Source organism: Sphaerisporangium melleum (genome assembly GCF_014646695.1).
Lineage (GTDB): Bacteria > Actinomycetota > Actinomycetes > Streptosporangiales > Streptosporangiaceae > Sphaerisporangium > Sphaerisporangium melleum.
Window position 1 is genome coordinate 234579 of sequence record NZ_BMNT01000005.1, and the last position, 14939, is coordinate 249517.

Genomic DNA, 14939 nt, shown 5'->3' on the forward strand with positions numbered 1-14939 from the left:
GGGTCACCGGTACGCACGGCCGCCTCCCGCATAGAACACGTTCTACCGAGTGACGTTCGGTCACTCTAACGTCGCAGCTCGCACGGCGTGAGAGTGATTTGATGCAAAATTCCACATTAGGTGGGGGTTCACACCTAGATGGTAGGCTTCGCGGCTAAGATCGGCTTTGCGGTATGCCGTGCGGCCGGCCGCCGAGCACCGCTCTCGAAAGGGGTGTCCGTGGAGGTTCCAGACGACGAGCGGCAGCGGGAACCTTCGGCGGGGCGGCTACGGGTCGCCCTGCTGTCGTACCGCAGCAAGCCGACCTGCGGCGGCCAGGGCGTCTACCTGCGCCATCTGAGCCGCGAGCTGGTCGCGCTCGGCCACCACGTCGAGGTCTTCTCCGGGCAGCCCTACCCCGAGCTGGACGAGGGCGTCGTGCTCACCAAGGTGCCGAGCCTCGACCTCTACCGCGACGAGGACCCGTTCCGCACCCCCGCCCTGCGGGAGTACCGCGACCTGATCGACGTGCTCGAGGTCGCCACCATGTGGACGGCCGGCTTCCCCGAGCCGCTGACCTTCAGCCTGCGCGCGCTGCGCGAGCTGAAGAAGCGCCAGGGCGACTTCGACGTCGTCCAGGACAACCAGACCCTCGGCTACGGGGTGCTCGGCATCCAGAAGCTCTTCCCGGTCGTCGGCACCATCCACCACCCGATCAGCGTGGACCGCCGCATCGAGCTGAAGGCCGCGCCGCTGCGCAAGCAGCTCTCCATGCGCCGCTGGTACGGCTTCGTGCGCATGCAGAGCATCGTCGCGCCACGCCTGAAGCCGATCCTCACCGTCAGCGAGTCGAGCCTGGCCGACATCCACCGCGACTTCAACGTCCCGCAGAGCAGCATGCGGCTCATCCCGCTCGGCGTGGACACCCGCTACTTCCACCCCCGGCCGCAGCTGCCGAAGCGCAAGGGGTCGATCGTCGCGGTGGCCAGCGCCGACTCCCCGATGAAGGGCGTCGCCACGCTGCTGCGCGCCGTCGCCAAGCTCGCCACCGAACGCGACGTCAACCTCACCGTGGTCAGCAGGCCGACCCCCGGCGGTCCCACCGAGAAGCTCGTCCAGGAGCTGGCGCTCGGCGACCGCGTGCGGTTCGTGCACGGCATCTCCGACGAGGAGCTGGGCGAGCTGATCGCCACCTCGGAGATCTCGGTCGTCCCCTCGCTGTACGAGGGCTTCTCGCTGCCCGCCGTCGAGCACATGGCCTGCGGCACCCCGCTCGTGGCCAGCCGCACCGGCGCGCTGCCCGAGGTCGTCGGCGACGCCGCCGTCCAGGTCGCGCCGGGCGACGCCGAGGAGCTCGCCGCCGTACTGCGCCGCCTGCACGACTCCCCCGAGGAGCGCGAGCGGGTGGGCCGGGCGGGCTACGACCGGGTCATGGAGCGGTTCACCTGGCACGTCGTGGCCAAGCGGACCGTGGAGGCCTACCACGAGGCCATCGAGGCGCGCCGGCAGGCCGGGCCGCGCCGGTGAACGGCGGACGGGCGAGTGCGACAGGGACGGCGAAAGGGGAGCGGTAAGTGCTGACCGTCGACTTCGGGAAGCTTCCGGTCGGGCCGGGGGTCCGCGTGCTGGACCTCGGCTGCGGCGGCGGGCGCCACGCCTTCGAGGTGCTGCGGCGCGGTGCCCACGTGGTGGCCTTCGACCAGGACGCGGCCGAGCTGGAAGGCGTCGCGAGCATGTTCGCCGCGATGGACAAGGCCGGAGAGGTGCCGCCCGAGGCCACCGCCGAGACGGTGACCGGCGACGCCCTCGCGATGCCGTTCCCGGACGCCTCCTTCGACCGGGTGATCGCCGCCGAGGTGCTGGAGCACATCCCGGACGACATGGCCGCGATGCGCGAGATCCACCGCGTGCTCAAGCCGGGCGGCCAGGCCGCGATCACCGTGCCGAGCTTCCTGCCCGAACGCATCTGCTGGGCGCTGTCGGAGGCGTACCACACCGCGCCGGGCGGGCACGTGCGCATCTACACGCTGGCCGAGCTCACCGCCAAGCTGAAGGCCACCGGCCTGGAGATCGGCCCGCACCACCACGCCCACGGCCTGCACTCGCCGTACTGGTGGATCAAGTGCGCGGTCGGGGTGAACAACGACGACCATCCGCTGGCCAAGGCCTACCACGAGCTGCTCGTGTGGGACATCATGCAGCGCCCCGCCCTCACCCGCGTCGCCGAGTCCCTGCTCAACCCCCTGATCGGCAAGAGCGTGGTGGTCTACGTCCGGAAGCCGGCATGACCGAACCGGTCATCCGGCGTGCGGGCGACTCCTCGCCCGAATTATCGACAGAGGTCCGGCGCGGTGCGGCGGTGCCGGCCGTACCGGGGATCATCACCGCCGAACAGGTGCTCGCCACCGCGCGCAGCATCGCGGCCGTCCAGGAGACCGACGGCGGCGTGCCGTGGCCGGAGGGGCACGTCGACGCCTGGAACCACATCGAGTGCCTGATGGCGATGTCGGCCGCCGGGCTCACCGCCGAGGCCAGGAAGGGCTACGACTGGCTGGCCCGGCACCAGCGGGACGACGGCTCCTGGCCGATGAAGATGCTGCGCGGTGCCGCGCTGGAGCCGAACGGCGAGAGCAACCACGCCGCGTACATCGCGGTCGGCGTGCGGCACGAACTGCTGGTCAGCGGGGACGAGGACTTCGCCCGCGCCATGTGGCCGGTCGTGCGCAGGGCGCTGGACTTCGTGGTCGGCCTGCAGACGGCGCGCGGCGAGATCGTCTGGGAGCGCTCGGCCGCCGGAGTCCCGGCCCGGTACGCCCTGCTCACCGGCTGCTCGTCGATCTACCAGGGGCTGCGCTGCGGCGTGCTCCTCGGCGAGCACCTCGGCGACCCGCAGCCCGACTGGGAACTCGCCGCCGACCGGCTCGGCCACGTGCTCGCCGCGCACCCGGAGGCGTTCGCCGACAAGAGCCGGTTCTCGATGGACTGGTACTACCCCGTCCTCGGCGGCGCGGTGCGCGGGCCGGACGCGCTGCTGCGGCTGGAACGGGAGTGGGACACCTTCGTCGTCCCCGGGCTCGGCATCCGCTGCGTGTCGGACCAGCCGTGGGTGACCGGCGCGGAGTCCTGCGAGCTGGTGCTCGCCCTCGACGCGGCCGGTGACCGGGAACGGGCCCTCGCCGTCTACCGGGACATGCAGCACCTGCGGCACGAGGACGGTTCGTACTGGACCGGCTGGCAGTTCGCCAACCGGGCGTGGTTCCCGCACGAGCAGTCGGCCTACACCGCCGCCGCGGTCGTCCTGGCCGCCGACGCGCTCTCCGGCGCCACCCCGGCGTCGTCCCTGTTCCGGGACGCCGGCCGCTTCGCGACCTCGGCCATCGATCCCGGCGCCTGCGGCTGCTCCCCCGCCGCCAGCCGCACCTGACCGGCCTCGCCGCGCGGGCTGCCTGGCCGCTCTCGGCCGCCGGGAAGGTGACGGCTCCGGCCATCTCCTCGGCGTCCGCGTCGCGGAGCCGCAGTGCGACGGCGCCCGGCCGTGTCCCGCCGGCAGGCGTGCTCATCGCGTCGGCAAGCGCTTTCTGATCGGGCGTCCGTCAGCGCCGGCAGGTCATGGGTGGTCCGGCGGCCAGGCGGGCATCTCGAACCAGACGCCCCGGCCTCCGTGGGTGCGCGTGGCGCCCCAGCAGCAGGCCAGCACGGTGAGCAGGCTCGGCCCTACCCCGCCTTCGACGTACCACCGGCCGCAGTCCGAGAGCCGGGGCAGGACGTTCCCGTGGTCCTCGACCTCGCAGCGGAACAGCCCTTCACTGAGGTACAGGGTGAGCCGGACCCGCCCGCCGGCCACGTACCGCGCGTTGACCAGCAGCTCCCCGGCCAGCCGGATCACCGACGGCGTGAGGTGGTCGAGCCCCCAGGCAGCCAGATGGTCTCCGGCGAACCGGGCCGCGTCGGCCCTGCCGGTCTCCGCGCGGAACCCCCATGAGGTGGTGCGGACGTCTTCGGGTGGGCTCAAGGTCGTGTTCAGCCCGCGGAGCATCGGTGACATGCGAATCTCCTCCTGGTCCGAGGTGTGCCCGGCGATCTGGTCCGGGGTGTGCCCGGCGATCGTCGCCGACGGCCGGTCCACCGGCCGGCCTCCACCAGACTGTGCCGGGTAGCGGCACCAGGAAACCGGGAGAATTCCCCATGAATTACCCGTCTCGCCGACCCGGGTAGTGCGTCACAGCAGACTCGTGGTGAGTCCCTGGCCGGCCCATAACTCCCGCGTGGCCCACTCCTGGTCCATGCCGTCGCAGCCTCCATCTGGCCGGCCCCCCGGCCCGCCGCTTCCCCCACCTCTTCCAGCCCCTGCGGGCCCGCCCCCTCCCCACGCACTCCCGGACCGCTTCGTTCCTGCCGCCGTTCCCCGGCGGCCTGGTGCGGTGACCGCAGGCGTTCACCCGGCGCGGCTCTCCCACTCCCCGGCCTGGCGCACCGAAACCGATCTTTCTAACTTCTTGCTTATATAACCGCGAACCGGTAGAAATCCTACGTGCATGCTTTCGATGTGCTCGGCGACCCGGTCCGCCGCAGGATCCTGGAGCTGCTCGCCGACGGCGAGAAGACCTCGGGTGCGGTGTGCAAGGTCATCCAGGAGGAGTTCGGCATCTCCCAGCCGGCCGTCTCGCAGCACCTGCGGGTGCTGCGCGACAGCGGCTTCGCGACGGTGCGCCCCGAGGGCACCCGCCGCCTGTACGCGGTGAACGCCGAACCGCTGCGCGACATCGACGCATGGCTGGACCGCTTCCGGCGCTTCTGGACTCCGCACCTGAACGCGCTGGCGACAGAGCTGGCCCGCGGCAAACGCGAACGCCGGCTCAGCGAGCAGAGCGAAGAACCACGACAGAAGGAATCCCCGTGCTCGACGTAGACGTCACTCACCAGATCAACTCCGTACGCCGCCAGGTGGGCTCGCGCACCCTGGAGGCGGGCGAGGCGCGCACCGTCACGATCAGCCAGTCCTACGACACCACGCTGGAAGACCTGTGGGACGCCTGCACCAATCCCGAGCGCATCCCGCGCTGGTTCCTGCCCGTCTCCGGCGAGCTGCGCCTGCATGGGCGCTACCAGATCGAGGGCAACGCGGGCGGCGTCGTCGAGCGCTGCGACGCGCCGAAGAGCTTCGCCATCACCTGGGAGATGGGTGACCAGGTGAGCTGGGTCGAGGTCCGGCTGACCCCCGAGGACGACGGCCGCACCCGGTTCGAGCTGGAGCACACCGCCCTGGTCGGCGACCACTGGGACCAGTTCGGCCCCGGCGCGGTCGGCATCGGCTGGGACATGACCGTCATGGGCCTGGCCCTCCACCTGTCCAGCGGGGAGGCCAACGACCCCGAGGCGTCGGCCGCCTGGGTGGCCTCGGACGAGGCCAGGGTCTTCATGAAGCTGAGCAGCGACCTGTGGGGCGAGGCGGACGCGGCGTCCGGCACCGACCCGGCCACGGCGCGCGCCGCCGCCGACCGCACCTTCGCCGCCTACACCGGCGCCCCTCCCACCGAGTCCTGACCCCGCTTCCGCCGGCGCTCGGGTGGGCGGGAGCGGCTCCCATGCTGGTCGCCGTGCTCCTCGCCGAGGCACGCGGCAAGCTCGCCCCCCTCCCGCGCATGGCCCGCGCCCGCTTCCGCCGCCCGCGCGACGTCCATGGCCTGTCCGAGGAAGGTTGACGGGACGTACCGAGGGCGTGCCTCCCTGCGGAGGACCAGGCGGTGACGACCGGGGGCATCGGAGAGTTGGGGGCGCGTCAGCGGCGGGAAGTCGGCTGGTGGCCCGCGGAGCCTGGATCACGCGGCGGCGGGCCGGCGGGCGACAGGGGCAGCCGCACGACGAAGCACGCGCCGGGCGAGGCGTCCTCGACGGTGAGCGTTCCGTGGTGGGCGGCCACGATCGCGCGGCATATCGCAAGCCCCAGGCCGGTGCCGCGGGGGTCCTTGCCGTGGCCGTCGCTCAACCGGACGAAAAGCTGGAAGATCCGTTCCCGGTCCTCCGGGAGGATGCCCGCCCCGTCGTCGGCCACGGTCAGGACCGCCATCTCGCCGTCCCGCCCGACGCTCACCTCGACGCGCGACTCCGCGTGCCGCCGGGCGTTGTTCACCAGGTTGGTGAGCAACTGGGTCAGCTGCAGGGAGTTGCCGGTGACGGTCGTCCCCTCCTCGGCCAGGACGTCCACCGGCACCGCGGAGCCGGCTCCGGTGATCTCACGCCGCACCAGCGCCCCGAGGTCCACCTGCTCGGGCGGGGTGGGGACGGCCGTACGTATGCGCGCCAGCACCAGCATGTCGTCGATCAACGCCTGGAGTCGGCCCACGGTGCACAAGGCAGTGGTGATGGCCTCCCGCGGATCGACCTCGTCCGGGTACAGCAGCGCCTCCTCCATCTGGGTGCGCATGCCCGTGACCGGAGTCCTGAACTCGTGCGAGACGCAGTAGGCGAACTGCCGCTGCTGTTCCACTGCCTGTTCCAGGCGGGCGAGGGTCTGGTTGGCCGTTCGGGCGAGCTGCCCGATCTCGTCGTCGCGGGACGGCTCGGGCACCCGCAGGCTCAGATCGGTGACGCTGATCTCCGCCATGCGCGCCCGGATGGCCTCCACCGGCCGCAGCGCACGGCCGATCAGACTCCAGGCCGCCCAGGCCGCGAGGAGCACGGCCGCGAGGACCGCCCCGGCGATGAACAGTTCGGTCCTCTGGAGGGAGAGCAGCGGAGGCTGGATCGTGCCCGCGTAGACGATGTGCGGCTCCCCCGACCAGAGCACGCGGGCTTCGTGCGGAGAGACCCGGATGGCGGCGAGCAGCAGGCAGCGGGCGGGAGAGCATTGCCGGAGGTGGAGGATGCGGCCGTCGAGCGGCGGCCGGACCTCGCTCAGCGGGCCGGAGCCGGCCGCGCGGCTGGCCGCGACCACCCGGCCCCTGGAGTCGACGAGTTGGAGCAGATCGACCGGTTCCGACAGGGCGGGCCGCGGGGCCTCGCCCGGCTTCATGGAGGCGATCCAGGCGGCGGCCACCCGTTGCGCGTCCTGGAAGCCGTCCTCCTGGTCCTTCGTGTGCAGTCCGATGTCGACGCCTATCCCGATGACGGCGAAGGCGACCAGCGCCACCGCCGTGATCGTCCTGGTTGCGCGGGCCTGGATCGAGGACCGGCGCACGTTGGTCGCCGACGTTCCGCCCTGCGCGTCCGGGAAGGCGTTCTCCTGGTCCCTCTTGCGCCGTCCGATGTCGACGCCTATCCCGACGACGGCGAAGGCGACCAGCGCCAGCGCCGTGACGGACCTGGTGACGCGGGCCTGCATCGAGCACTGGCGGATACCGGTCGCCAACGTTCCCCCTGAAGATGATCTGCTGCCCTGGCCGGACACCGGCCCGCGGAGGCCGGTGCGGTCGCCACCTTCGAACGGTGGCGCTTCCACCCTCCGATCGGCGGACCGGTCATCGCGCCTGTGGAACTCCCTGGTCAGGACCCGGGGATCAGCCCCCGGTGAGTGCGCCAGGGAGTGCCGGGGCGGCACGGGACCTCCGGGGGTGAGCCCTGTACAGTCACTGGTACCGGCTCGCGCCATCTGCAGGGACGCCGCAGATCATCGCCCTGGACACTCCCCCGCAATCAGAGATTCATCTCTAGATCGGGATATCGAGCACGTATGCTCCCAGACTTCCGCAAAACCCAGTTGTTCGGGCGCCGGTACGAGTGCGAGGTGCTCGACCGGCTGCTCGGCAAGGTGCGAGCCGGCGGCTGCGGCACGCTGGTGATCCGCGCCGAACCCGGGAACGGGAAATCCGCGTTGCTCGGCTACGCGGCCGATCAGGCCACGGGGTTCCAGCAGGCCCGCACGGGCGGCGTGGAGCCGGAGATGGAACTGGCCTTCGCCGGCCTGCAACAGCTCTGCGTGCCGATGCTCGGCCTGCTGGACCGCCTGCCCGGTCGTCAGCGGGAGGCGCTCCAGGTCGCGTTCGGCCTCAGCGAAGGCCCCACCCCCGACCGGTTCCTGATCGGGCTCGGACTGCTCACCCTGCTCTCGGAGGCCGCCACCGAACGCCCGCTGATCTGCCTCATCGACGACGCCTCATGGCTGGACCGGGCGTCCCTGCTGTGCCTGGCCTTCGTCGCGCGCCGCCTGATGGCCGAGCAGATCGCCCTGCTGTTCGCCGTACGCGACCAGGCCACCGCACGCGACCAGGACGCCATGCGGGACCTGGCCGGCCTGCCGGAGCTGCGGGTCAAGGGGATCCCCGACAGCGACGCGCGCATGCTGCTGGACACGGTCATCCCCGGCAAGGTGGACGAGCGGGTGCGCGACAGGATCGTCTCCGAGGCGCGTGGCAACCCCCTCGCACTGCTGGAACTACCCAACGCCATGACCTCGGAAGAACTCGCGGGTGGCTTCGGCCTGCCCGACAGCCGGCCCGTCCCCCGGCGCGTCGAGCAGAGCTACCGCCGGCGGCTGGAGGCGCTGCCGGACGACACCCGGCTGCTTCTGCTGGCCGCGGCGGCCGACCCGCTCGGCGACGTCCCGCTGCTCTGGCGTACCGCCGAACGACTCGGCATCGGCCCGGCCGCGGCCACGCCCGCCGAAGCCGCCCAGCTCGTCGAGATCGGCACCCGCGTGCGGTTCCGGCACCCGCTCGTCCGCTCGGCCGTGTACGGTGCGGCTCCGCTGTCCGAGCGCCAGCGGGTGCACCGGGCGATCGCCGACTCCATCGACGCGACCGCCTCCCCCGACCGCCGGGCTTGCCACCTGGGCAAGGCGGTGAGCGGACCCGATGAGGCGGTGGCCCATGAACTGGCCTGTTCCGCAGAGCGGGCCAAGGCACGCGGGGGCGTCGCCGCCGCCGCCGCGTTCCTGCAGCGGGCCACCGAGCTCACCCCTGACCCGAAGGACCGGGGAGCACGGGCGCTCGCCGCCGCCCAGGCCAAGTTCGAGGCCGCCGCCCTGGACACGGCGTACGAGCTGCTGGCCATCGCCGACACCTGCCCGCTGGACGACCTGCAGCGGGCCCGGCTGGAGCGGCTACGCGGCCAGCTCGCCTTCCTGCGCGATCGCGGGCGGGACGCGCCGCCGCTGCTGCTGGCCGCCGCCGCGCGGCTGGCTCCTCTGGACGCCGTACTGGCCCGCGACACCTACCTGGAGGCCGTGCTCGCCGCGCGTTACGTGGGAGATGTGGAGGGCGTGCTGACGGCGACGGCGCGGGCCGCACGTGCGGCTCCCCCACCCCCCGATCCGCCACGGCCGGCCGACCTCATGCTGGACGGGGTGGTGACCCGGCTCACCGAGGGATATGTCCCGGCCGTGCCGCTGCTGCACAAGGCTCTTCGGGGATACGGCGAGGAACTGCGCGATCTCACCCCTGACTCGTTGATGTGCACCCTCGCGGCGATGGATCTGTGGGAGGACCGGGCATGGGAGGAGCTGGCGCACACACAGGTCCAGCTCGCTCGCGAAGCGGGCATGCTCAGCCTGCTCCCCACGACGCTCGACTTCCTCGCCGAGTTCTATCTCCAGTCCGGCGACGTTCCCGAGTGCCAAGCCCTGCTGGACGAGGCCACCGCGCCCACCTCGCGCTACGATCGCCTGCCGCCGATCCTCGCCCCGATCATGCTGCTCGCCTGGCAGGGAGACGAGGTGGGCACCATGCGCCTGATCGACGACGTCATCCAGGACGCCATCGCACGAGGGGAGCGGGTCGCGGCCGTGCTCGGCGAGTACGCCAAGGCGGTGCTGAACAACGGCCTGACCCGGTACGACGAAGCGCTGGCCGCCGCGCGGAACGCGGGGGACGACAAGGAGCCGGTCGTGTCGTCCTGGTCGCTGCCCGAGCTCATCGAGGCCGCCGCGCACAGCGGCCGGCCCGAGGCCGGACTGCCCGCCCTGGAACGGCTCACCAGGTGCGCGAGAGCCGGCGGGACGGACTGGGCGCTCGGGATGGAGGCGCGATCGCGCGCTCTGCTGAGCGAGGGCCCGCAGGCCGAGACCCACTACCGAGAGGCGGTCGAGCGGCTCGGCCGGACCAGGATGAGCGCGCAACTCGCCCGCACCCGGCTGAACTTCGGCGAATGGCTGCGGAGGGAGAACGACCGCCGGGCCGCCCGCGAGCAGCTGCGCCGCGCGTACGAGACCTTCACCGAGATGGGCGCCAGAGGTTTCGCCGAACGCGCCCGCAGGGAGCTGCTCGCCACCGGCGAGACGGTCAGCGTGCCGGCGACGGCGGTCGAGAACCGCCTCACCGCCCAGGAGGCACAGATAGCGCGCATGGCCGCGTCAGGGGACAGCAACCCCGAGATCGCCGCCAGGTTGTTCATCAGCCCGCGCACCGTCGAGTGGCATCTGCGCAAGGTGTTCACCAAGCTCGACATCACCTCACGCCGCCAGCTCCGCCGCGCGCTCCCCCCGCACGCGGTCGTCCCAGCCTGACCTGCTGACAGAACCCGGCTGCATGATCCTCCGCGCGCCATACCGCGCGGAGGATCATGCACCTCACCCGGCGGGCCGGTCTCTGACTCCGTGCTCCCCGTCGGTGCGCCAGGCCAGGAGCAGCGCGCGCAGGGCTTGGTCGGCCAGGCGAGCGGCCCGGGGGAAGCCGATCGTGCCGATCTGGCCCAGGCTCGCCATGCCGTGCATGGTCCCCCAGGCGACCTCGGCGATCTCCATCGGGTCGGTCATGGGGACCCGGTGCGCGGCGGCCCAGCCGGTCAGGAGGTCGAGGACGAGCCGGGTGACCGGTTCAGCGGCTCGGAACCGGTCGTCCGCGTCGACGGTCGCGTCGTTCATCAGCTGGTACAGGTGCGGGTTGGCGCCGGCGAACGCGACGTACGCCCGCCCTGTGTCGAGCACGCGGTCGTCGACCGTGACGGCGCGACCGGCGACCGAGGCCATCTGGGCGTGCAACCGCTCGTAGCCGGCCTCGACCAGTGCGAGCAGCAGAGCGCCCTTGCCGGTGAAGTGCTGGTACACCACCGGCGCGGTGTACTCGACCTCGCCGGCGATGCGCCTGACGGTGAGGGCGGAGACGCCTTCACGCTCCAGGATCTCCGACGCGACCGCGATGAGACGGCTGCGGGCGTTGGCCCGTTCCCGTTCGCGTCGCGTGCTGGTCGACATCTCTCCCCTTGGCCACCACTGTGCGCTCGATCGTAACGTCGTGCGCCAGGGCCGGGGCAGCCGGCCTGCCGAGGGCCTGGCCGCATCCCCGCGACGCGACCGAAGCGGTTGACAACCTTCGACGCCCTCACGATATTTAACGGCGTTCGGAAACCTAACGCTGTTAGACAGCAAATGCGGAAGGCTCTCCCATGCGCTTCGTGGCCCGAATGGCCGAATTGGACGAGATCGGGCGGTTGACCGAGTCGGCGGCCAAGGGACGCGGCGGCGCCGTTCTGGTGCTCGGTGAGGCGGGAATCGGCAAGTCGGCGCTCATCGAGGCCGCCATGGGGACGCTCGGCACGTGGCTGATCCTGCGGGCCGACGGCACGGAGTTCGAGAGAGAGCTGCCCTACGCGGCCGTCCACCAGATGTGCGCGCCGGTCCTGGAGCACCGCGCCGCGCTTCCCGAGCCGCAACGGCTGGCCCTGGAGTCGGTGTTCGGACTCGGCCCCGGGGTCGCATCGAGTCCGCTGCTGTTCCATCTCGCGGTTCTGAGCCTGCTGAACGAGCTCGCGCGGCAGCGACCCGTGCTCTGCGTCGTGGACGACGCCCAGTGGATCGACGCCAGCTCACGCCAGGTGCTGACCTTCGTCGCGCGGCGCATCGCCGCCGAGCGGATCGCGATGGTGTTCGCCGCACGCGACGCCGGCACGGTCTCCGACCTCGCCGATCTCCCGCACCTGCCCCTCGCCGGTCTGAGCGACAGCGATGCCCGAACCCTGCTGAGCGCGACGGTGAGCCACAAACTGGACGACGAGGTGCTCGACCGGCTCCTGGCCGAGTCCCATGGCAACCCGCTGGCGCTGGTGGAGTTCGCGCACGAGATCGGGCCGTTGGGCCTGCCGGACGTGCGCGACCGGCCCCGGACCGGCGTCGTCGACACGCTGGAGGCCCAGTTCGTCCGCCGCCTGCGGGGGCTGTCGCCGCAGGCGCGGTCGCTGGTCGTGCTCGCCGCGGCGGAGCCGGTCGGCGACCTCGGCCTGCTGGGTCGAGCGGCGAGGATCCTCGGGCAGGACCCGGCCGATCTGGCCGCCGCGGAGGACGCCGACCTGGTCGTTCTCGGACCGCGGCTGCGCTTCCGCCATCCGCTCGTGCGTGCCGCGGCGTACGGGTCGGCGACCGCGGGAGAGCGCCGTCGCGCGCATGCGGCGCTCGCCGAGGCCACCGATCCGCGGATCGACCCCGATCGCCGCGCCTGGCACCGGGCCCACGCGGTCGCCGACGGCGACGAGGACGCCGCGGCCGAGCTGGAGCGGTCCGCCGACCGGGCACGGCACCGCGGCGGGTTCGCCGCGGCGGCGGCGTTCCTCGAACGCGCCGGGCACCTGACGCCCGATCCCGCCCGCCAGGGCGGCCGGTTGCTCGCCGCCGCCAAGCTGAGGCTGCAGGCCGGTGCCCCGGCCGAATCCCGCGAGCTGGTACGACAGGCCGAACGCCGCCCGCTGGACGCCCGCGACCGTGTGACGGGGCGCCTGCTGCGCGCGCGGATCGACTTCCACGTCGCCCGCAGCCCGGAGGCGACCTCCGCGCTCGTCGACGCCGCCGTGGACCTTGAGCCGGACCTGGCCAGGGAGACCTACCTGGAGGCGTTCGCGTCGTTCATGTTCAACGACAACCTGCCCGGCAGGCTCAGGCGACTCGCCGTCCGCGTGCGGGAGCAGGCGCCGCGGCGCCACCCGGCCCGGCCGGTCGACCTCCTGCTCGACGCGCTTCTCGACCAGGTCCTCCTCCCGGCCCGGGAGGCGGTCCCCTCGATGCGCCGGGCGGTGGCCGCGTTCCGTGAGGCGTCCGCTTCGCCGACGGCGAGCCCCTGGTGGATGGAGCTCGTCTGCCAGATGGCCATGGACCTGAGCGACGCCGAGGCGATGGAAGAACTCGCGAACCGCCAGGTGGAACTGGCACGACGTCAGGGTGCGTTCGCCCTGCTGCCGCAGGCCCTGCGGTACCAGGCCATCGCCGGCACCGCCCTCGGCCGGTTCGACGACGCCGACGCGAGCCTCGGTGAAGCCCGCGCGGTCGACGAGGCGGCGGGGACGGCCGGCCTCGCCGGCGCCGAACTCGTCCTCACCACCTGGCGTGGTGACGCCGACCGGTACAGGGAACTGCAGGAGACGCTGCGGAGCCGGGTGGGCCCCTTCGAGCTCGTCGCCGAGTTCTACGCCACCGCGGTGCTCCGCAACGGTCTCGGCGACTACGCGGCCGCCCTCGACGCCGCGCTCGCGGCGCAGCGCCGGCAACAGGCCGGTTCCTACGTCATCTGGCATCTCGACGGAGAGCTCGTCGAGGCCGCCGCCCGCACCGGGCGCCACGACGAGGCGGCCATGGCCATGGAGCGGATCGACGCCGTGGCCCGGATGCACCCCACTCCGTGGGCCATCGCCACGCGACAGCGCGCACGGGCGCTCCTGGCTTCCGGGGCGGAGGCCGAGGCCCTGTACCGGGACGCCGTCGAGCGGCTCGCCGAGAGCGCGGTGCGGGTCTTCCATGCCCGCGCCCGCCTGACGTTCGGTGAGTGGCTGCGCCGCGAAGGCCGCCGCGCGGAGGCGCGGGTCGAACTCCGCGCCGCACACGAGATGCTGTCCGCGATCGGCTCGCGAGCGTTCGCCGACCGCGCCGCCCGCGAGCTCCTCGCCACGGGCGAGCGTCCCCGCCGGGACGGCACGAACCCGCTGGACGAACTCACCGGGCAGGAGCGGCTCATCGCCGGCAAGGTCGCCGCCGGGGCGACGTCCAAGGAGGTGGCCGCCACGCTGTTCCTCAGTCCTCGCACGATCGACGCCCACCTGCGGAACACCTATCGCAAGCTCGACATCTCCTCTCGCCGTCAGCTGCGCACCTTCTTCTCGTGACGCCATCACGCCCCCCTGACGCCGCCTTCTCCTCGCAGTGGCCTTCGCGGCCGGCCGCCGCGCGTTCGGCGGGAGCGCGTGGCGGCCGGCCCTCGCGTCTCCTGCGGCCGTCCCCCTACGAGCGGTGGCCGGTCATGCGCACGAGGGGCGACCTTCCGCGGCGGTCTTGAGCTCGCGGAGCCACAGTTCGAGGCCCGCGCCCAACGCCGCGGTCGCGGTGCGGACGTCCGCCTCGACCTGAGCGCCGGTCCAGGTTTCCACGGTGTGCACGCGGACCCCTCCCTTGACCTTGGTGAAGGTCCACACGTGAACGCCCTCGTCGATGCGCAGCCCTTGGCCGACGGCGGGGCCGCGCCACATGATGCACGACTCGGGCTTGACCTGCCCGACGGTGGAGGTGACGGTCAAGATCGTGCCGGGGGTAGAGGGGGTGGCGGGCGCCGGGATGGTCCACCGGAACGACGATCCCTTGTGGAGGGAGCCGCGGTCGAGGCGGTCCATGCTGAGGACGGGCTTCTGCCAGGCCGGCCAGCGTTCCACATCGGTCTGCAGTCGCCAGATCTTGCTCAGCGGAGCCTTGATCACGATATCGCCCTCGTAACGGATGGGCGTGTCGCGGTCGACGCCCTCCCCGCGACAGGTGACCGCCCCGTCCTGGCCGGCCTTCGCGGGCGCGGCGTGGGCCGGCGTGACGCCGGTCGCGAGGGCGCTCGCGACGAGGAGCGGCGTCATGAGCAGCGCGGCGCGCCCTCGGCTTCGGGAACGGGACGGGCTGCTCGGCGACGTCGACGAGTGGATAGCGGACATTGCTTTCCCTTCCTGGGGGTTCGGCTCCTGCTGGAGAAGACCCTCCCGCGACGCGAGACGTCGGTGCGTCCGTAAGAAATACCTAGATCGGGCGCCGAGGCCTTCGACGCAGGCCACGGCCTTGCGGGCCGCGTCCT

The 14939-nt window shown here is 72.4% G+C and carries 11 protein-coding genes; 7 read left to right on the plus strand and 4 right to left on the minus strand.

Annotated features, from left to right (window positions below; genetic code table 11):
* Nucleotides 1-219: 219 nt before the first annotated feature.
* Genes IEY93_RS06380 through IEY93_RS06390 form a run of 3 tightly spaced genes read left to right on the plus strand, consistent with a single transcriptional unit; the run spans nt 220 to nt 3403 of the window.
* Entirely contained in the window at nt 220-1506 is a 1287-nt protein-coding gene (locus tag IEY93_RS06380; protein ID WP_189162017.1) for a glycosyltransferase family 4 protein, read from the plus strand.
* Nucleotides 1507-1553: 47 nt separating this feature from the next.
* Nucleotides 1554-2267, plus strand: a complete 714-nt coding sequence (locus IEY93_RS06385) for a class I SAM-dependent methyltransferase (protein WP_189162018.1) — start codon at nt 1554-1556, stop codon at nt 2265-2267.
* Nucleotides 2264-3403 carry a prenyltransferase/squalene oxidase repeat-containing protein gene (locus IEY93_RS06390; protein ID WP_229690904.1) on the plus strand — a complete coding sequence of 380 codons (1140 nt, stop codon included), beginning with the start codon at nt 2264-2266 and terminating at the stop codon, nt 3401-3403. Before IEY93_RS06385 ends, IEY93_RS06390 begins: the two co-directional genes overlap by 4 nt.
* A 183-nt stretch (nt 3404-3586) precedes the next feature.
* On the opposite strand, the gene IEY93_RS06395 is transcribed toward IEY93_RS06390, so the two are convergent.
* Nucleotides 3587-4105 (minus strand): ATP-binding protein, encoded by a 519-nt coding sequence (locus tag IEY93_RS06395; RefSeq protein ID WP_189162019.1) that lies wholly within the window; start codon nt 4103-4105, stop codon nt 3587-3589.
* Nucleotides 4106-4510: 405 nt separating this feature from the next.
* Here IEY93_RS06395 and IEY93_RS06400 point away from each other — a divergent pair, with 405 nt between their 5' ends.
* Together IEY93_RS06400 and IEY93_RS06405 are read left to right on the plus strand one after the other, a co-directional pair.
* Nucleotides 4511-4888, plus strand: coding sequence for an ArsR/SmtB family transcription factor (locus IEY93_RS06400; protein WP_189162020.1), 378 nt, complete (start codon nt 4511-4513; stop codon nt 4886-4888).
* Nucleotides 4876-5523 carry an SRPBCC family protein gene (locus tag IEY93_RS06405; RefSeq protein WP_189162021.1) on the plus strand — a complete coding sequence of 216 codons (648 nt, stop codon included), beginning with the start codon at nt 4876-4878 and terminating at the stop codon, nt 5521-5523. Before IEY93_RS06400 ends, IEY93_RS06405 begins: the two co-directional genes overlap by 13 nt.
* A gap of 235 nt (nt 5524-5758) precedes the next feature.
* Here IEY93_RS06405 and IEY93_RS06410 read toward each other — a convergent pair whose 3' ends face one another.
* A complete protein-coding gene (locus IEY93_RS06410; protein ID WP_189162022.1) occupies nt 5759-7327 on the minus strand; it encodes a sensor histidine kinase in 1569 nt (522 codons plus the stop codon).
* Nucleotides 7328-7648: 321 nt separating this feature from the next.
* Between IEY93_RS06410 and IEY93_RS06415 the strand changes: the two genes are divergently transcribed.
* Complete coding sequence (locus tag IEY93_RS06415) at nt 7649-10417, plus strand: helix-turn-helix transcriptional regulator (protein ID WP_189162023.1); 2769 nt, start codon at nt 7649-7651, stop codon at nt 10415-10417.
* 63 nt (nt 10418-10480) lie between these two features.
* Here the strand turns inward: IEY93_RS06415 and IEY93_RS06420 are convergent, their stop codons facing one another.
* Nucleotides 10481-11104 carry a TetR/AcrR family transcriptional regulator gene (locus IEY93_RS06420; protein WP_189162024.1) on the minus strand — a complete coding sequence of 208 codons (624 nt, stop codon included), beginning with the start codon at nt 11102-11104 and terminating at the stop codon, nt 10481-10483.
* 191 nt (nt 11105-11295) lie between these two features.
* Here IEY93_RS06420 and IEY93_RS06425 point away from each other — a divergent pair, with 191 nt between their 5' ends.
* Nucleotides 11296-13995, plus strand: coding sequence for an ATP-binding protein (locus IEY93_RS06425; protein WP_268241534.1), 2700 nt, complete (start codon nt 11296-11298; stop codon nt 13993-13995).
* A 132-nt stretch (nt 13996-14127) separates the two neighbouring features.
* Here IEY93_RS06425 and IEY93_RS06430 read toward each other — a convergent pair whose 3' ends face one another.
* Nucleotides 14128-14802 (minus strand): SRPBCC family protein, encoded by a 675-nt coding sequence (locus IEY93_RS06430; protein ID WP_203968351.1) that lies wholly within the window; start codon nt 14800-14802, stop codon nt 14128-14130.
* Between the last annotated feature and the right edge of the window lie 137 nt (nt 14803-14939).

Excerpts from the sequence above, each read along its gene's own strand:
- IEY93_RS06390 (WP_229690904.1), top strand. The coding sequence starts at position 2,264 with ATGACCGAACCGGTCATCCGGCGTGCGGGCGACTCCTCGCCCGAATTA.
- IEY93_RS06415 (WP_189162023.1), top strand. The coding sequence starts at position 7,649 with ATGCTCCCAGACTTCCGCAAAACCCAGTTGTTCGGGCGCCGGTACGAG.
- IEY93_RS06420 (WP_189162024.1), bottom strand. The coding sequence starts at position 11,104 with ATGTCGACCAGCACGCGACGCGAACGGGAACGGGCCAACGCCCGCAGC.
- IEY93_RS06425 (WP_268241534.1), top strand. The coding sequence starts at position 11,296 with ATGCGCTTCGTGGCCCGAATGGCCGAATTGGACGAGATCGGGCGGTTG.
- IEY93_RS06430 (WP_203968351.1), bottom strand. The coding sequence starts at position 14,802 with ATGTCCGCTATCCACTCGTCGACGTCGCCGAGCAGCCCGTCCCGTTCC.